This is a genomic window from Arthrobacter sp. GmRoot5-12 (assembly GCF_059739365.1).
The window spans coordinates 3,730,242-3,746,812 of the sequence record NZ_AP046056.1 but is presented as its reverse complement, the minus strand read 5'-3'; the positions used below and the strand labels follow the sequence as shown (position 1 = coordinate 3,746,812).

The 16,571-nt window shown below is 65.6% G+C and carries 17 protein-coding genes, 2 tRNA genes, 1 other RNA gene and 1 pseudogene; 8 read left to right on the top strand and 13 right to left on the bottom strand.

The features are described from left to right. The first annotated feature begins 30 nt into the window (after positions 1-30). The 3 genes from orn to def all read left to right on the top strand — a co-directional run bounded on the left by orn (position 31) and on the right by def (position 1,568). Positions 31-660, top strand: coding sequence for an oligoribonuclease (gene orn, locus AC6JAM_RS17325; RefSeq protein WP_081620198.1), 630 nt, complete (start codon positions 31-33; stop codon positions 658-660). A 129-nt stretch (positions 661-789) separates the two neighbouring features. After that, positions 790-862: transfer RNA gene (locus AC6JAM_RS17320), tRNA-His, on the top strand. A 133-nt stretch (positions 863-995) separates the two neighbouring features. Further along, entirely contained in the window at positions 996-1,568 is a 573-nt protein-coding gene (gene def / locus AC6JAM_RS17315; protein WP_018769504.1) for a peptide deformylase, read from the top strand. 37 nt (positions 1,569-1,605) lie between these two features. Here the strand turns inward: def and AC6JAM_RS17310 are convergent, their stop codons facing one another. The 5 genes from AC6JAM_RS17310 to rnpB all read right to left on the bottom strand — a co-directional run bounded on the left by AC6JAM_RS17310 (position 1,606) and on the right by rnpB (position 5,528). Continuing rightward, positions 1,606-2,403, bottom strand: coding sequence for an HNH endonuclease family protein (locus AC6JAM_RS17310; RefSeq protein WP_134164638.1), 798 nt, complete (start codon positions 2,401-2,403; stop codon positions 1,606-1,608). Positions 2,404-2,530: 127 nt separating this feature from the next. Next, entirely contained in the window at positions 2,531-2,740 is a 210-nt protein-coding gene (locus AC6JAM_RS17305) for a hypothetical protein (protein WP_018769506.1), read from the bottom strand. A gap of 74 nt (positions 2,741-2,814) precedes the next feature. Further along, the gene (locus AC6JAM_RS17300; protein ID WP_081620199.1) at positions 2,815-4,293 is read right to left on the bottom strand and encodes a glyceraldehyde-3-phosphate dehydrogenase; all 1,479 of its coding nucleotides are present in this window, start codon (positions 4,291-4,293) and stop codon (positions 2,815-2,817) included. Positions 4,294-4,562: 269 nt separating this feature from the next. After that, entirely contained in the window at positions 4,563-5,096 is a 534-nt protein-coding gene (locus AC6JAM_RS17295) for a TspO/MBR family protein (protein WP_018769508.1), read from the bottom strand. Positions 5,097-5,140: 44 nt separating this feature from the next. After that, positions 5,141-5,528, bottom strand: an RNA gene (gene rnpB / locus AC6JAM_RS17290) — RNase P RNA component class A. A 56-nt stretch (positions 5,529-5,584) separates the two neighbouring features. Between rnpB and AC6JAM_RS17285 the strand changes: the two genes are divergently transcribed. Next, entirely contained in the window at positions 5,585-6,349 is a 765-nt protein-coding gene (locus tag AC6JAM_RS17285) for a YaaA family protein (protein ID WP_497935314.1), read from the top strand. Between the two features lie 9 nt (positions 6,350-6,358). On the opposite strand, the gene AC6JAM_RS17280 is transcribed toward AC6JAM_RS17285, so the two are convergent. Beyond that, entirely contained in the window at positions 6,359-7,096 is a 738-nt protein-coding gene (locus tag AC6JAM_RS17280; RefSeq protein ID WP_056390741.1) for a zinc ribbon domain-containing protein, read from the bottom strand. 109 nt (positions 7,097-7,205) lie between these two features. After that, positions 7,206-8,129 (bottom strand): Nif3-like dinuclear metal center hexameric protein, encoded by a 924-nt coding sequence (locus AC6JAM_RS17275; RefSeq protein ID WP_497935313.1) that lies wholly within the window; start codon positions 8,127-8,129, stop codon positions 7,206-7,208. A 99-nt stretch (positions 8,130-8,228) separates the two neighbouring features. Between AC6JAM_RS17275 and msrA the strand changes: the two genes are divergently transcribed. The 3 genes from msrA (at position 8,229) to epsC (ending at position 10,377) form a co-directional block, all read left to right on the top strand. Next, positions 8,229-8,753, top strand: coding sequence for a peptide-methionine (S)-S-oxide reductase MsrA (gene msrA, locus AC6JAM_RS17270; RefSeq protein ID WP_018769512.1), 525 nt, complete (start codon positions 8,229-8,231; stop codon positions 8,751-8,753). Between the two features lie 64 nt (positions 8,754-8,817). After that, positions 8,818-9,753, top strand: a complete 936-nt coding sequence (cysK, locus tag AC6JAM_RS17265) for a cysteine synthase A (protein WP_026265806.1) — start codon at positions 8,818-8,820, stop codon at positions 9,751-9,753. Between the two features lie 39 nt (positions 9,754-9,792). Further along, on the top strand, positions 9,793-10,377 hold the full coding sequence (gene epsC / locus AC6JAM_RS17260; protein ID WP_018769514.1) for a serine O-acetyltransferase EpsC: 585 nt from the start codon (positions 9,793-9,795) through the stop codon (positions 10,375-10,377). A 79-nt stretch (positions 10,378-10,456) separates the two neighbouring features. Here epsC and gnd read toward each other — a convergent pair whose 3' ends face one another. Then, positions 10,457-11,896: an NADP-dependent phosphogluconate dehydrogenase gene (gnd, locus tag AC6JAM_RS17255; protein WP_018769515.1), complete on the bottom strand. Its 1,440-nt coding sequence runs from the start codon at positions 11,894-11,896 to the stop codon at positions 10,457-10,459. 231 nt (positions 11,897-12,127) lie between these two features. On the opposite strand from gnd, the gene AC6JAM_RS17250 reads away from it, so the two are divergent. Continuing rightward, entirely contained in the window at positions 12,128-12,853 is a 726-nt protein-coding gene (locus AC6JAM_RS17250) for a FadR/GntR family transcriptional regulator (protein WP_018769516.1), read from the top strand. Here the strand turns inward: AC6JAM_RS17250 and AC6JAM_RS17245 are convergent. The 5 genes and pseudogenes from AC6JAM_RS17245 to AC6JAM_RS17225 form a co-directional block, all read right to left on the bottom strand. Beyond that, a pseudogene (locus tag AC6JAM_RS17245) lies at positions 12,834-13,914 on the bottom strand (L-idonate 5-dehydrogenase). The gene AC6JAM_RS17250 and the pseudogene AC6JAM_RS17245 sit on opposite strands and share 20 nt — an antisense overlap. Continuing rightward, on the bottom strand, positions 13,914-14,684 hold the full coding sequence (locus tag AC6JAM_RS17240) for an SDR family oxidoreductase (RefSeq protein WP_497935312.1): 771 nt from the start codon (positions 14,682-14,684) through the stop codon (positions 13,914-13,916). The pseudogene AC6JAM_RS17245 and the gene AC6JAM_RS17240 overlap by 1 nt, the downstream one beginning before the upstream one ends. Continuing rightward, positions 14,681-15,610 carry an NAD(P)-dependent oxidoreductase gene (locus tag AC6JAM_RS17235; protein ID WP_043424978.1) on the bottom strand — a complete coding sequence of 310 codons (930 nt, stop codon included), beginning with the start codon at positions 15,608-15,610 and terminating at the stop codon, positions 14,681-14,683. Before AC6JAM_RS17235 ends, AC6JAM_RS17240 begins: the two co-directional genes overlap by 4 nt. A gap of 452 nt (positions 15,611-16,062) precedes the next feature. Beyond that, the gene (locus tag AC6JAM_RS17230) at positions 16,063-16,341 is read right to left on the bottom strand and encodes a hypothetical protein (protein ID WP_018769520.1); all 279 of its coding nucleotides are present in this window, start codon (positions 16,339-16,341) and stop codon (positions 16,063-16,065) included. A 111-nt stretch (positions 16,342-16,452) separates the two neighbouring features. Next, positions 16,453-16,528, bottom strand: a tRNA-Val gene (locus tag AC6JAM_RS17225). Positions 16,529-16,571: the final 43 nt, after the last annotated feature.

Below are 16,571 nucleotides of genomic sequence, written 5' to 3'. Positions count from 1 at the left end.
GGTCCGGGAGTGTAACGGTAGGCTGGTCCGGTGCCTATATCTAACGAACGAATCGTCTGGATCGACTGCGAAATGACCGGTCTGGACATCAAGAACGACGCCCTCATCGAGGTGGCAGCCCTGGTCACCGATTCGGAACTGAACATCCTGGGTGACGGCGTTGACGTGGTCATCAAACCCGACGACGCCGCGGTTGCACAGATGTCCGACTTCGTCCGGGACATGCACACCAAGTCGGGGCTGCTGGCGGAACTTCCGCACGGCAAGACGATGGCAGAAGCCGAGGCCGCGGTAATGGAGTACATCTCCGCCTGGGTTCCGGATCCACGCAAGGCGCCGCTGGGCGGCAACTCGGTGGGCACGGACCGCGTGTTCCTGTCGCGGGACATGCCCGCCGTGGTGGAACATCTCCACTACCGGGTCATCGACGTCAGCACCATCAAGGAGTTGTCGCGCCGCTGGTACGCGCGTGCCTACTTCCAGTCACCGGCCAAAAAGGGTGGACACCGCGCACTCGGGGACATCAAGGATTCGATCGATGAACTGCGGTACTACCGCGAAGCCGTCTTCGTCCCCGCGCCCGGACCTGACAGCGCCACCGCCCAGAAGATCGCCCAGGGGATCACCACCGGCGGGTCCGCCGGGCAGTCCGGGGAGTAATCTGCGCCACGTTTCGGTGAAATTTGGCGAAAATCGCTAAAAGTGGACAAAGCACCCCTTCCGAACAGGTAAGCTATTTGAGTTGCGTTTCCAGGGAGCCGCTAAGGCGGATTTCACTTGAAGCACATGGTGGGCGTAGCTCAGTTGGCAGAGCGCCTGGTTGTGGTCCAGGAGGTCGCGGGTTCAACCCCCGTCGCTCACCCTCACGGGGCGGCACATGCAGCCGTCAACATGGGAGGCCGCACCGGATATCCGGTGCGGCCTCCTTTGTTGTGCCCCACCGGGGGTACGCGCAGGAAAACCGGGGACACCGCGAAAGCCGAGGGACAACTGATATGACCGTTCTGCCAATCACCATCTGGGGCGAGCCTGTCCTGCACCGGCGCGCGGCCGAGGTGGAGGTTTTCGACGACGAACTGCGCACCCTCATTGCCGACATGTTCGAAACCAACGAAGCCGCGCATGGCGTGGGCCTCGCCGCCCCGCAGATCGGCGTGGGCAAGAGAATCTTCGTTTACAAGTACGCCAACGACGATGGCGCTCCCCCAAGCGGTGTACTGGTGAATCCCGTGCTGACACTGTCCAAGGTCTCCGGCGCGGCGCCCGACCCCGACGAGGAGGAGGAGGGCTGCCTTTCCTTCCCCGGTGAGCAGTATCCGCTCAAGCGGGCCGAATGGGCCCGGGTGGAGGGGTTCGACGGCTTTGGAAACCCGGTGAAGTTTGAGGCAACGGGCTGGTTCGCCCGGGTAATCCAGCACGAATACGACCACCTGGACGGAAAGCTGTATGTCAACCGGCTGATTGACCGCTATTCCCGCAAAGCCAGGAAGCAGGCGAAGAAAAACGGGTGGGGCGTGCCGGGGTTGACGTGGATGCCCGGCGTGGACCCGGATCCGTTCGGCCACTGACAAGTTCGGCCACTCATCCCTTCCGGGCAGGTCCCCGTCAGCGGGCAGTGATGGTTTCCTGCCGGGGGCAGGAGCCGAGGACACGCTTCATGCCGTCCTTCTCGGCAGCCGTCACCCACAGGCCGTAGGCGGCCTTCACAGAGATCTGGCGGGCCACGTAATGGCAGCGCAGTGCGGTGTTCTTCGGCAGCCACGTGGCGGCGTCCGCTGCGCTCTTCTGCTGGTTGGCAGCGCCGTCCGCGGCAATCAGGTTCAGGGGGTCGTTGGCCAGGCTCTGGCGTTCCTTGGGCGCCAGGCCCTGGGCCCCCTTCTGCCAGGCATCCCCGAGCGCCACCACATGGTCGATCTGGACAGCCCGGCTGCTGTCTGAACCGCGCTGGAAGTCCACGTCCTGGCCTGTATAGGGTTCCCGGAAGTGACCGGCCGTTACCTTGCAGGTGGAGCCTTCGGCGAACACCACGCCGGCAAGGTCCCGTCGCAGGATGTCATTGCGGGTATCGCAGCCGTTCCTGTCGACATCCAGCCACGCCGGGCCGAAGGCCTCGCGGCTGTAGCCGGTGTTCGGTGCCCGGCCCTTCACGGCGAGGCCGTCGAGTGCAGAGAGGGCACTGCCCGCCGGTACAGGGTTTGGTTCCTGCACCGGTTTCATCCACGCGGCATCGAAGACCGGCGCCTCGGTCGGGCCCTCCGGCGCCGGCCCTGCGGCTGCAAACTGTCCTGCGGTGAAGAACCACGACAGGGCAGCGACAATGCATACTGCGGCCGTTGCCAGCAGCGCCCAGGCCTGCCGGGAACGGCGGCGTGCGCGGCGGTAGGCAGCCCAGTGGACGGTCAAGGCGTCGACGCCGGAAGGGGAAAGTCAGGCACCCCAAGAGCCTAGGACAAAGGGCACCCCAAGCCGGTGATATCCACACTGTTGAGGACGAGTGATGGCTCACACGGCCGGCGCGGCCGCCTTTGGGCTACTGCTCCCTGGTGACCCTTCGAAGGTCTTCCTCGGCAATGGCCAGCAGTCCCTCGAGCTGGCGCACGCGGTCTTGGCTGACATCCCCGGCCGCGTGTGCGGCGCGGGCGCGTTCAAGCAGCCGTACGGCTTCCTTGTGGTTCGCCTTGGCCACGTCCAGGGCGTGTTCGAGGGTGGTGTCGTGCTGAAGAGTCGATTCGTTGTCCATGCCACCAGTGTGGTCCCCTTTCCCGGCTGATTCCAGAGAACCAGCCGGGAATTCGCTGGACGTGGCGGACAGGGTCAGACCGCGATGGCGGCCAGGGCGGCGGCGCTTTCCTTGGCGGGGAACGACGGCGGGTTCACGCCGGCCATTTCCTCCATAACGCGCACCACCTGGCAGCTGTAGCCAAATTCGTTGTCGTACCAGACGTAGAGGACCAGGTTCTTGTCCGTGGAGACCGTAGCGAGTCCATCAACAATGCCGGCGCGGCGGGAGCCGACAAAGTCGGTGGAGACAACCTCGGGTGAGTCGATGTAGTCGATCTGCTTGCGGAGGTCCGAGTGCAGCGACATTTCACGGAGGTAGTTGTTGACCTCGTCCTTGGTGGTGCCGTTTTCCAGGCTGAGGTTCAGGATGGCCAGCGATACGTCCGGGGTGGGGACGCGGATGGAGCTGCCCGTCAGCTTTCCGAGCAGTTCGGGCAGGGCTTTGGCCACTGCCTTGGCGGCGCCGGTTTCGGTGATGACCATGTTCAGGGCTGCAGAGCGGCCGCGGCGGTCGCCCTTGTGGAAGTTGTCGATCAGGTTCTGGTCGTTGGTGAAGGAGTGGACGGTTTCCACGTGCCCGTGCACCACGCCGAACTTGTCGTTGATGGCCTTCAGCACGGGGGTGATGGCGTTGGTGGTGCAGGACGCCGCGGAGACGATCCGGTCCGAGTCTGTGATGTCCCGGTGGTTGATGCCGTGGACGATGTTCTTCAGCTCTCCCTTGCCCGGTGCGGTCAGGAGGACCCGCGCCACGCCCTTGCTCTGCAGGTGCTGGGAAAGTCCCTCGGCGTCGCGCCAGCGGCCGGTGTTATCCACCACCAGGGCATCCTTGATGCCGTAGGCGGTGTAATCGATGGTGGCGGGGTCGTTGGAGTAGATGACCTGGATCTGCACGCCGTTGGCGGTGATGGTGTTGGCGTCCTCGTCGATCCGGATGGTGCCCTCGAAGGACCCGTGGACGGAGTCGCGGCGCAGCAGGCTGGCGCGCTTGGAGAGGTCGTTGTCGGAGCCGCGGCGCACCACGATGGCGCGCAGGCGCAGTCCGTGGCCGCCACCGGCCTTTTCGATGAGGAGGCGGGCCAGGAGCCGGCCGATGCGGCCAAAGCCGTAGAGCACGACGTCGGTGCTGGTGCGGTCATCGCCGCCCCGCTTGCCAACGATTTCGGCGAGCTCAGCGCGGAGGAACTCCTCCAGGGTGGCGCCGTTGCCTTCTTCCTTGAACTTCTGGTTCAGGCGGGCGATGTCGATCGCGGCAGCGCCCAGCTCCAGTCCGGCCAGCGTGTTCAGCAGGGGCGCGGTGTCCTCGAGGAGCAGTTCGTCCTTGCTCATCCGGCGTGCAAAGCGGTGCGCCTTGAGGATGTTCATGGTGGACTTGTTGATCAGGCTCCGGCCGTGGATGCTGGTGACCACGTTGTTTTCGCGGTACAGCCTGCCGATCACCGGGATCATGGCCTCGGCGAGGGCCTCCCGGCCCATCCACGTATCAAGACAAGAATCAGACGTCTGGCTCACAGAAATACCTTCCTCGGTTCAGCCGTGTACGTCCTCGTACACAGATGTAGGCCACCTGATGATGTCCAGGGGCACCCGCGCCTGCAGGGATGGCCCCCAGGCGCCTGGATCGCGTGCAAAGAAAAACCGCCGGTTGCGAACGCAACTTTCGGCGGTAGAACTCCTGCGTCCGGGATCCATTCTAATTTGGCCCGCCGCCGGGAACACGCTTGCGCTGCGTGAAATCACTCACATGGCCGGGATGCCCCGCAGCCGTGGTGTTGCCGGACTCAGTTGTGGACGGCTGAGTAGAGGTTCAGGCTGGCGGAAAAGACAAGCCAGGAAAAGTACGGCAGCACCAGGAGGCCGGCGGCGGCGTCCACCGGCCCGAAGCGCAGGATCAGGAATACCAAGGTTCCGGCGAGTGCGCAGATAACCCCGAACGCAGCCCAGAGGGCGGCAGCTCCGAGCATTGGGTACAGGGCAAAAAAGGCCGCCGGCCACGCCGCGTTGAGCAGCAGCTGGACAATGTAGCCTGCACGGGTGCTCCCGGTCAGGCCGCCCTTGCGCCAGACCAGCCACGCGGCTGCCGCCACGCCGGTGTACAGCGCCATCCAGGTGCTCCGGAACATCCACGGCGGCGGCATCCACGGCGCCTTCACCGAACCGGCGTACCACCCGTTGGAATTCAGGATGATGGGAACCGAAGCGATGACCCACGCCGCGGCGGACAGCGCCAGGAACCCGCCAAGCGCAATGACCTGGGAACGGATGCCGGGGACGCCGGCCCGGGCGGCGGGACGGGGATCAGGAATAACGGGCACGGTCCAGCATCCCCAACGCATCGCCCTAGGTCAAACGCGGAATGTGGATGGGACAGCCGGTACGCCGGGTTCTGTTCTCCCCTGCCGTTACCGGAAAGGGAGCGACGGCCATCCATCTACGAGTACCGTTGCCGGCACCCTCCAGCGGCCTACCCGGACACTCGGGCGGGCAGCCCTCGAACGTGTCCTGTCTGGCCTTGCTCCGGGTGGGGTTTACCTAGCCTTCCCGGTCACCCGGGAAGCTGGTGGTCTCTTACACCACCGTTTCACCCTTACCTGCCCTTCCCGGCCAAAGCCGGCAATGCAGGCGGTCTGTTTTCTGTGGCACTGGCCTGCGGGTTACCCCGAGTGGGCGTTACCCACCACCCTGCCCTGCGGAGCCCGGACGTTCCTCGAGCCACTTGCGTGACGCGCGGCCGCCTGGCTGTCCCATCCGCCGTCCAGTCTACCGGCGCCGCCACCCGCTTTTGCGCCGGTAGGATCGGACGGTGCTGATTCTGCTTCCCCCTTCCGAAGGCAAGACACCCGCGCTCCGGGGACCCGCCGTCGACTGGTCCACGCTCGGCTTTCCGGAATTGAACCCCTACCGCGCCAAGGTCCTCGAAGCGCTGGGAACCGTCAGTGCCCACCAGGACGCCCTCGCCCTGCTGGGCGTGGGCGCATCACTGCGTGAGGACGTGGAACGCAATACGCGCCTGGGCGCCGAGCCGGCAGCGCCCGCACACAGCATCTATTCCGGCGTCCTGTACGACGCCCTTGGCTATCGGAGCCTGACACCGGCCCAGCGGCGCAAGGCGGACGCGTCCGTCCTGGTGATCTCGGCCCTGTGGGGTGCCCTTCGCTTCGGCGACAGCGTCCCCGCCTACCGGCTCTCCATGGGCACGGCACTGCCCGACGTCGGCAGGCTGGCCCCGTTCTGGAAGACGCAGCTTGGCGAAACCCTGGGCAGCGCCGCCCGGGGGCACCTGGTGGTGGACTGCCGGTCCAGCACCTATGCAGCCGCCTGCGCACCGCCGCCGGAGCAGACCGTGGCGGTCAACGTCTTCACCGAAACAGGTGGGGTCCGCAAAGTGGTGAGCCACTTCGCCAAGCACACCCGGGGGGAACTGGCGCGGCACCTGCTGGTACGCCGCGGTAAAGCCCCGGCGGCGCCGTCGGACCTTTTGAAGGCTGCCCGCGAGAAGTGGGACGCAGAACTGGTGCCGGGCACGGCCCGCAGGCCGCACGCCCTGAACATCATCCTGCCGGGCTGATCCGCCCGGTCAGGACCACTCGTCCGAGCGGACCAGGATGGCGCCGGAGTCCGGGCAGAACACGATGTCGTCCGCGGCCGAAGCCTTGATCTCCGCGAGGTCGCCGGGGCTGAGCTTCATGCCGGAGGCTTCGGAGGTGCCGTGGAACAGCCGGGCCGCGCCCACTCCGCGCTTGGCAAGCGTCTTTTCATAAACCGCCAGCATGCCCGCCTCCAGGCCTGCAGCGAATGCGGCGCGCTGCGCGCGAAGGCCTGCCGCTTCCGTTTCCACCTCCGCGAGGGCCGCGTCAAGCTCGGCCCTGATGGTGGCAAAGGAGCCCTGGATGTCGTCGACAATCTGCTGCTGCGCCGCCTGCCGTTCCCGCAGGCTGTCCAGCCGCTCCATGACCTCCAGCTCCACGTCCTCAAGGTCGGAGCGCCGCTTGTTGAGCGAGGCGATGTCTTTTTGCAGTGCAACCAGGTCCTTGGAAAGGCCGGTGCCGCTGTTGAGCCTGGCCTCGTCGCGTTCGATCCGTGAAGCAACCTGTTCGACGTCGGCTTCCGCCCGCTTAAGCGCGGCCTCGGCATCGTGCACGGCCACCTTGGCTGCTCCCAATTCACCGTTGGCAACAGAGAGCGCGGCTTCGAGGTCCTTGATGCGGGGATCGTTTTCCAGCGTGCGCCGGCGGTTGGTGAGGCCCTTCAACCGGGCGTCCAGCCCCTGCAGTTCAAGCAACTTCAACTGTTCCGCCGGTGCTGCCTTGGCCACTGTTACCTCCGATAAATCCCTTCCGGCCGTAGCCGGGCACCGAACCGGCGCTTCCTAGACTCTAGCGCGTGGCCCCGTTTCCCTGCCTCGACGCATCCCGGGCTGCTGCCTAGCCCGGCGTGAGGATGAAGTCCCAGGGGTCGCTGTTGGTGGTGCTGACCTGGGTCTCCACCTCGTGTCCCTGGTCAGCCAGGACGTTGCCCAGGGCGGCCGCGGCCGCAGGCAGCCAAAGCCATTCACTGGCGAAGTGCGACACGTCCACCAGGTACGGCCGTCCGTTGAGGGCGGCTTCGCGCGCCTCGGATGCCGGGTGGTGGCGAAGGTCCGCGGTGACGTAGACGTCGGCGTTGCTGGCGCGCACCTCATTGAACAGCGAATCGCCGGCACCGCCGCACACCGCGATGCGCCGCACCAGTCCGTCCTTGTCGCCGGAGACCCGCACTCCCCCGGCCACTGACGGAAGAATTCCAAACACCCGGGCCGCGAAGTCGCCCAGGCTCATGGCATCCGCCAGGTCGCCCACGCGGCCAATGCCTTCCTCCGGGAGCCCGTTGGCTGCCACCGTGAGCGGGGCGACGTCCTGGAGCCCCAGGGCGTCGGCCAGGACATCGGAAACGCCTCCGACGGCGGAGTCGCCGTTGGTGTGCACGGTCAGCAGTGCCGTTCCCGACTCGATGAGCCGGTGGACTGCCCGGCCCTTCGCCGACGTGGCGGCGACCGACGTGACGCCCTTCAGCAGGAGGGGGTGGTGGGTGATGAGCAGTTCGGCTCCCCACTCAACGGCTTCCTCGATGACCTCCAGCGTGGGATCAACCGCAAACATCACCTTGGTGACGGCGGCGGACGGGTGGCCTGCCACGAGCCCTACCTCGTCCCAGTTTTCCGCCAGGGACTCCGGCCACAGTTCCTCAACTGCCAGGAGCAGTTCGGCCAAAGTGGGAGCGTCCGCGGAACCGGCCGGAGCCGGCGTGTCGGAGGAGGCTTCGCCGTCGTGATCTGCCTGGCCGGTAACGTCGGTGTCCACAGGTTCCATAGTCTTAGTTTTACCCCATCGGCTTGCGGCCGCCGCAGTTTGCGGCATGGCGCGGGGCCGGCAGGGAATGATCCCGGGCCGTCAACCATTGAAGAGGTCATGAAAACTTTTGTTCTTGGCGGAGGTTGCTTCTGGTGCCTTGACGCCGTCTACCAGAAGACACGGGGTGTCACCTCGGTGGTGTCCGGCTACACCGGCGGGCACGATCCCCATCCGGACTACTACTCGGTCTGCAGTGGAACCACTGGCCACGCGGAGGTGGTGGCGGTGACCTTCGACGAGGAGGTTATCCCCGCGGAAGTTGTCCTTGACATGTTCTTCGCCCTTCATGACCCCACCACGCTGAACCGGCAGGGATACGACGTGGGCACCCAGTACCGTTCCTCGATGTTCTACGAGACCACGGAGGAGAAGATCCTGTTCGAGGAAGCCATCGAACGCAACCAGGCGCTGTGGCCGCATCCCATTGTCACCGAGGTCAGCCGCCTGCCGCGGTTCCACGTGGCGGAGGAATTCCATCAGGATTACTACGCCAAACACCCGGAGCAGGGGTATTGCCAGGTGATCATCAACCCCAAGCTGGCCAAGGCCCGGAAATATTACTCTGCATGGCTTAACGCTTAGCCTCCGTTACGCGGCCTCGTTAGGCTGACCTCAGTATTCACCCCTTAGAGATAGGCGTATGTACATGGCACGGATCTATGACGATGTGACGCAACTGGTGGGCGGGACCCCACTGGTCCGGCTGAACCGGCTCAGCGAGGGGCTGGACGCCACCGTTGCCGTGAAGCTGGAGTTCTACAACCCGGCCAACAGCGTCAAGGACCGCATCGGCGTTGCCATCATCGACGCCGCGGAAAAATCGGGCGCCCTCAAGCCCGGCGGCACCATCGTCGAAGGCACCTCCGGCAACACGGGCATCGCCCTCGCCATGGTGGGTGCCGCCCGCGGGTACAAGGTCATCCTCACCATGCCTGAGACCATGTCCACCGAGCGCCGGGTCATGCTGCGCGCCTTCGGTGCCGAGATCGTCCTGACCCCGGGATCCGAGGGCATGCGCGGAGCCGTGGAAAAGGCCCAGGAAATCGTGGCCAACACCGAGAACTCCATTTGGGCCCAGCAGTTCGCCAACGAAGCCAACCCGGAGATCCACCGCAGGACCACCGCCGAGGAAGTATGGGAAGACACCGACGGAGGCGTGGACATCTTCGTGGCCGGCGTTGGCACCGGTGGAACCATCACCGGCGTCGGGCAGGTCCTGAAGGAACGCAAGCCCGGCGTACAGATCGTGGCGGTGGAACCCAAGGACTCCCCCATCCTGAACGGCGGCGCCCCCGGCCCGCACAAGATCCAGGGACTGGGCGCCAACTTCATCCCGGAGCTGCTGGACACCAACGTCTACGACGAGGTTATTGACGCGAACCTGGAGGACTCGGTCCGCGTTGCGCGCGAACTGGGCATCAAGGAAGGCATCCTGGGCGGCATCTCCTCCGGCGCCATCGTCTGGGCCGCGCTGGAACTGGCCAAGCGTCCGGAAAATGCCGGCAAGCTGATCGTGGCGGTCGTTTGCGACTTCGGTGAGCGTTACATCTCCACCGTGCTCTATGACGACATCCGCGGCTGATCAGCCCGCCGTCCGCCCGTTTCCTGTAGAAAGAACTTTGTGGGCTTTTTCGCAAGACTGAAGGAAGACCTCGACGCCGCCCGGTCCCACGACCCGGCGGCTCGAGGTTCTTTTGAGAACTTTTTCGCCTATTCCGGCCTGCACGCCATCTGGATCCACCGGCTGACGCACCGCATGTGGCAGAACCCGTCGCTTCGCTTCCCGGCGCGCCTGCTGTCCCAGCTGGGCCGGTCCTGGACCGGTATTGAGATCCATCCGGGTGCCACGATCGGACGTCGTTTCTTCATTGACCATGGCATGGGTGTGGTCATTGGCGAGACAGCCGAGATCGGCGAGGACGTGATGATCTATCACGGCGTCACGCTCGGTGGGCGCTCACTTGCCCGGATCAAACGCCACCCCACCATCGGTGACCGGGTCACCATCGGTGCCGGAGCCAAAATCCTGGGGCCCATCACCATCGGCCGGGACAGTGCCGTCGGCGCCAACGCCGTGGTGGTGAAGGATGCGCCGCCGGAATCGATCGTTACCGGTGTTCCGGCCAAATGGAGGCACCGGGACGCGCAGCGGGAAACCAAGCCCGCCGTCGATCCGGCCGAATACGACATCGAGTACCGGATCTAGAAGTACCAGGCACAGCAAAAGGCGGGCAGTTTCCCGGAGAACCGGGAAACTGCCCGCCTTTGTCATGCGGCGGCAGCTGCTAGTGGGTGTCCACCGCTTCAACTTCGGACTTGTCCTCGCCCCAGAGGGTGTGGAAGGTTCCCTCGGTGTCGATGCGGCCGTAGGTGTGTGCACCGAAGAGGTCGCGCTGGCCCTGGATCAGGGCGGCGGCCACGCGCTTGCGGCGCAGGCCGTCGTAGTACGCCAGCGATGAGGAGAACACCGGCACCGGGATGCCGAGCTGGACGGCGGTGGCAACAACGCGGCGCCACGCCGGCAGGGCGTCTGCAATGGCCTTGGTGAATGCCGGGGCGAACAGCAGGTTGGCCGGCTTCTGGTCCGCGGCGTAGGCCTTGGTGATGTCCTTGAGGAGCTCGGCGCGGATGATGCAGCCGGCGCGCCACAGGGAGGCGATCTCGTCCAGCTTCAGTTCCCAGCCGTATTCCTTGGCGGCCGAGGTCAGCATGTCCAGGCCCTGGGCGTAGGAGACCAGCTTGGAGGCGTAGAGCGCCTGGCGGACGTCCTCAACGAAGCTTTCCGGGATCTCGACGTCGGCCTCGTTGCCTGCCAGCAGTTCCTGGCCCAGCCTGCGCTGCCCGGCCTGGGAGGAGAGGGCGCGGGCGAAGACGGATTCGGCGATGCCGGACACCGGCGAGCCGAGTTCCAGGGCGGAAATGACGGTCCAGCGGCCCGTACCCTTCTGGCCGGCGGCGTCGACGACGACGTCAACGAACGGCTTGCCGGTCTTGGCGTCCACGTGGCCCAGGACCTCGGCGGAAATCTCGATCAGGAAGGATGAAAGCTCCCCCTTGTTCCATTCGGTGAAGATCTTGGCCTGTTCGGCGGGCTCGATGCCGGCACCGGAGCGGAGCAGGTCGAAGGCCTCGCCGATAACCTGCATGTCGGCGTATTCGATGCCGTTGTGGACCATCTTGACGAAGTGGCCGGCGCCGTCGGTGCCGATCCAGGCGCAGCAGGGCTCGCCGTCGACCTTCGCGGAAATCTTCTCCAGCAGCGGGCCGAGGGCCTTGTAGGACTCCTTGGAACCGCCGGGCATGATGGACGGGCCGTTCAGTGCACCCTCTTCGCCGCCGGACACACCGACGCCCACGAAGTGCAGGTCCTTCTTGGCCAGTGCGGCTTCCCGGCGGCGGGTGTCCTCGTAGTGGGAGTTGCCGGCGTCGATGATGATGTCGCCCGGCTCCAGGAGCGGCTCCAGCTGCTCAATGACGGAATCGACCGGCTTGCCGGCCTTGACCATGATGAGCACCCGGCGGGGCTTTTCCAGGGAATCAACAAGTTCCTGGAGGGTCTCGGTCCGGACGAAGTCGCCTTCGGAGCCGTGCTTCTCCAGCAGCGCGTCGGTCTTCTCCACCGACCTGTTGTGCAGGGCAACCGTGAACCCGTTGCGGGCCAGGTTGCGGGCCAGGTTGGCGCCCATGACGGCGAGGCCGGTGACACCGATGTGTGCTGCAGACATCAATAACTCCAATTCATTGTTTGCCCCGGTTGCCGGCTTCCGCAGGCGGGAAGACACCGGGGCAGATCAGGGGGTCGGAATAAAGCATATATATTCTCGCTGTGACGCGAAAGTAACAGCTGCGTAATGGAACCATTGTTTCGGTGCCGGTTCAGGTTGGCCACCCTGCGAACCACCGCGGCAGCGGGCGCACGCACAACCGGGCGTCGGCCAGCAACTAGGCTTAGCAGCATGACCAGCAGCCTCCACCACCGTGCCATCGACAACCTGGGCACCCGGATTATCTCGGGGGATCTCCCGGCGGGCCACGTCATGCTGGCGGAGCAGTTGGAGGATGAACTGAAAGTGTCCCGCTCGGTGATCCGGGAAGCGGTGCGGGTCCTGCAGTCGCTGGGGCTGGTGGAAACCACCAAGCGGGTGGGCATCCGTGTGCTGCCGGCAAGCCGTTGGAATCCTTTCGATCCGCAGGTGATCCGGTGGCGGCTGGCAAGCGACGCACGCGGCGCGCAGCTCCGCTCCCTCGCCGAACTGCGCGCCGCGGTGGAACCCGCGGCCGCCGAACTGGCGGCACAGAATGCCCCTGCACCGCTGCGGATGGAGCTCGTGGACGTTGCCCGTGCAATGCGGGAGGCCGGCAACAACGGCGAAGTTGCACGCTTCCTGGAACTGGACATCCGGTTCCACTCCCTGCTGCTCTCCGGCTCGGGCAACGAGATGTTCGCCAACCTCATGGGCCAGGTGGCCGAGACCCTGACAGGCCGCACCGTTCATGGCCTGATGCCCGACCACCCGCACCAGGCCGCCCTCCAGTGGCACGAGGATGTGGCGCAAGCGATTGCCAGGGGCGATGCCGCGTCCGCGCGCGAAGCCTCTGACCGGATCATGCGGCGCACCATGTCCCAGATGGCCGACACCTGGACGGAACAGCCACGGGTGTTTATCCCCGTTCGACAGTAGCTTCGCTCCGGGGGCCGAAGCTGAGGAGGACTTTTCCGGATTCGGCGGAGTTGCGGGCCATGGTGAAGGCTTCCAGTGCGTTGTCCACGGGGTATTCGTGGGTGATGACGGGCTCGATGTGCAGGGTCCTGTCGGTGAGGGCGGCGATGACGTTATCGATCTCGTCGTTGAACCGGAAGGAGCCTTTGAGGTCGAGTTCGCGGGTGATGGCCAGGGAGATCAGTACCGGCTGCGGCCCGGTGGGCAGCAGGCCCACCATCACCACGGTGCCGCCGCGGGCCGCGCCCTGGATGGCGGAGGCCAGGCCGTGGTGGTTGCCGGAGGATTCAATCACGACGTCGGCCTCCACGGCGGCGATCGCCTCCGCATCGCCGGCGGTGATCACCTGGTCCGCTCCCACGGCTTGGGCGATTTCCAGTGGTGTGGGGTGCACGTCGACGGCGGTGATCCGGGCCGCACCGGCGCGTTTCAGGACGGCGACGGCGAGGGCCCCGATGGGCCCGGACCCGATCACGAGCGCCGATTTGCCGGCCACGTCCCCGGCCCGGGAGACGGCGTGCCAGGCCACGGCGGCCGGCTCGATCAACGCGGCGGTCCGCAGGCCAACACCGTTGGGCAGGGGCCGGAGCATCCGGGTGGGGAGGTTCACGTAGCGGCTGAACGCCCCGTCCGTGTGCGGGAACCGCGCGGCACTGCCCAGGTAGGTGCAGCCCGGGGACAGGTTGGGCCGGTCCGCCGGGTAACGTGCGGCACCCGGGCGGGGTGGCCGGATGGACCGCCACCGCAGTGCCCGCGGCCGGGCCGGTCCCGTCAGCCGCGGCCCGGACCACCGTCCCGGAAATCTCATGGCCCAGCACCAGCGGCGCCCTCAGGATCGACTCCCCGGCCGCGCCGTGCAGCCAGTAGTGCAGGTCCGACCCGCAAATCCCGCCGAACGCCACCTCGACCACCGCCTCATCCGCGGCCGGAGCGGTAAGGGCCAGCTCGTCGATCCGCAGATCGTTGGCGGCGTGCGCCACCACGGCCGGGCCGGACACGGGGAGTGCTGTATCCAGTGCCATCAGACCACCACCGTCATTCCGCCATCGATAAAAATAGTCTGCCCGTTCACGAAATCAGACCCGTCCGAGGCCAGCCACACGGCCGGCCCGGCCAGGTCCTGCACGGTCCCCCACCGGTTGGCCGGGGTCCGGCCCAGGATCCAGGAGTTGAACTGCTCATCATCCACCAGGTTCTGCGTCATCTCCGTATGGATATAGCCCGGCGCGATCCCGTTGATCTGCAACCCGGACCCGGCCCACTCCGCCGTCATCGCCCGGGTCAGGTTCCGCAGCCCGCCCTTCGCCGCAATGTACGGCGCGATCGTGGGGCGGGCCAGGTCCGTCTGCACCGAGCAGATGTTGACGATCTTCCCCCGCCCCCGCGGGATCATGTACCGCGCTGCTTCCCGGCCCACCAGGAACGCGCTGGTCAGGTCCGTGGAAATCACCCGTTCCCAATCCTTCACGTCCAAATCCAGCATCGGCACCCGGTGCTGGATCCCTGCATTGTTCACCAGGATCTCCAACGGCCCCACATGCTCCTCCACCCATCCCACCCCGCGCGCCGCCCCGGCGTCGCTCGTCACGTCAAAAGCGACACTGTGAACCCGGCCCGGAGCGTAGTCGGCGGCCATCGCCGCCGCGGCATCCTTGAGCCGCTCCCCGTTGATACCGTTCAACACCACCGTTGCCCCGGCGTCGGCCAGTGCCCGCGCCAACGCGTTGCCAATCCCCCGGCTGGACCCCGTCACCAAGGCAACCCGGCCGGTCAAATCAAACAAAGAACTCATGGTGCAACTGTTCCTTCCGCCGCTCCCGCGGCTCCTTGACTGAGGTTGGAGACCACCTGCCGCACGACGGCAAGGTCCTGGTCGCCGTGGCCCTGGCGCCTTAGCTCCGCGTAGAGCTCGATGCCGGCCGCTGCCATTGGGGTTGCCACGCCCGCCGCCTCGGCGGCATCCAGCACAAACCCAAGGTCCTTGTGCATGAATTTGGCCGGGCCGGTGGGGGTGTAATCCTTGCTGACCAGGCGCGGGCCCACGATCTCCAGGACCCTGCTCGCGGCCAAGCCGCCGGACAGGACCTCGAACAGTGCCGCCGGATCCAGCCCGGAGCGTTCGGCAAGTTCGGCAGCCTCGGCAAGCGCCGCCGTCGTGGTCCCCACCACCAACTGGTTGCAGGCCTTGGCAAGTGAGCCCGCGCCCAGTGGGCCAAGGTGGCGCACTGTGGTACCCATGGTCCGCAGCAGGGGCTCAACGCGGCGGAAGGACTGTTCGTCGTCCGCGCCTGCCATGATGGCGAGGGTGCCGTCCGCCGCACCCTTGGTGCCTCCGCTCACGGGTGCATCCACGACCCGTGCGTTGCCGGAACTGAACTCCCGGACGCGCCGCCCGAATTCCTGTACGCCGGTGGGCGAAACGCTGCTCATGACCAGCAGGACGGTATTCGGTGCCGGCGGGTTCTGCTTCCAGCTCTCCAGCAGGTCATGTGCTGTTTCCTCTATGTGTGGCAGGTCAGGCAGCATGAACACGATGGCGGGGAGGTTCCGCATCTCCACGACCCGCTCAACGGCACACCCGCCGAGGTCCTGCAGCCGGGTGAGCGCTTCAGGCGACCGGTTCCAGCCGCTGACCTGCCAGCCCCCTGCGATGGCATTGGAAGCCATCAAATTACCCATATGCCCCAGGCCCACGAAGCCTGCCCGCTTGTCCTCCATGATCTGCCTCACATCGTCGCACTGGAATGAGTCGTTCAATATCCTAGTCACAATTCAGCATAATGAACTCCATAGTGCTTGGAATTACGTTTCCGCTGCTGTCCGGGTTGAGGCAGGTTTTATGGACCTCACTGGTGGGGGACCGATCCTTGAGGACCTTCCCGTGAACCTTGGGATCCCCAAATCCTCCACGTCCCAAACCGCTGCCCGGCGCTGCCATAGTGTCCATTCATGTGAACAACAACCACCATGACGGCCTGTGAACGGCGGTTTTCGTGGCCCTGATCCAACGTGAAGCAGCCGAACGGCGCATGACTTTTTGTTTCCAGCAGTTCACGGTATATTCATCCCAAGCCCTCCACCGCGGCATCCCCCAATAGCCGCGGTGGAGGGTTTTCCAATGCCGGAAAGTCAACGCCGGCGTGATGCCTTCGTATCCGGGCATTGATACGTCAAGCTGCGTCCGCTGCCGTTTCCCGTAGCCTCCAGCCTCCGCCGGTCCCGTCGCGCTGGAGGTACACGGTGGTCAGCGCTGACTTGCTGTTGTTGCCCAGCCGCACCTGCAGCTGCAGGACTTCGACGTCCACACCACTGTTGCCCTTCGGCATCCGCCGGCTGGTTTCCCACCAGTTGATGCGCTCGAACCACCTGACCGGTTCGGCACCAACCGCCCATTCCCTGCCCCGGCTCAGCACCGTCGTCGGTATTCCGTTGCTGTCTGTGTGCACCATGACATGTTCCATTCCTGCAACGTATGGCAAGGGTCCGACAATGACGGCAGGAGGGCAGGCAGCAAAAAACCCGCCGCCCGCCGGTAAGGCGGGGACAGCGGGTTTGTAGTTTGGTGGGTCCTACCGGGATCGAACCGATGACATCCACGGTGTAAACGTGGCGCTCTACCAGCTGAGCTAAAGACCCAAATCAGGCGGTTTCCGGCCGGACTGCCGCAACCAACGAACAT

Bases quoted from the DNA above. Each gene is read 5' to 3' on its own strand.
- def (WP_018769504.1), top strand. From the start codon at position 996: ATGACCGTTCTGCCAATCACCATCTGGGGCGAGCCTGTCCTGCACCGG.
- AC6JAM_RS17305 (WP_018769506.1), bottom strand. From the start codon at position 2,740: ATGGACAACGAATCGACTCTTCAGCACGACACCACCCTCGAACACGCC.
- AC6JAM_RS17275 (WP_497935313.1), bottom strand. From the start codon at position 8,129: ATGGAACCTGTGGACACCGACGTTACCGGCCAGGCAGATCACGACGGC.
- msrA (WP_018769512.1), top strand. From the start codon at position 8,229: ATGAAAACTTTTGTTCTTGGCGGAGGTTGCTTCTGGTGCCTTGACGCC.
- cysK (WP_026265806.1), top strand. From the start codon at position 8,818: ATGGCACGGATCTATGACGATGTGACGCAACTGGTGGGCGGGACCCCA.
- gnd (WP_018769515.1), bottom strand. From the start codon at position 11,896: ATGTCTGCAGCACACATCGGTGTCACCGGCCTCGCCGTCATGGGCGCC.
- AC6JAM_RS17250 (WP_018769516.1), top strand. From the start codon at position 12,128: ATGACCAGCAGCCTCCACCACCGTGCCATCGACAACCTGGGCACCCGG.
- AC6JAM_RS17240 (WP_497935312.1), bottom strand. From the start codon at position 14,684: ATGAGTTCTTTGTTTGATTTGACCGGCCGGGTTGCCTTGGTGACGGGG.
- AC6JAM_RS17235 (WP_043424978.1), bottom strand. From the start codon at position 15,610: ATGGAGGACAAGCGGGCAGGCTTCGTGGGCCTGGGGCATATGGGTAAT.
- AC6JAM_RS17230 (WP_018769520.1), bottom strand. From the start codon at position 16,341: ATGGTGCACACAGACAGCAACGGAATACCGACGACGGTGCTGAGCCGG.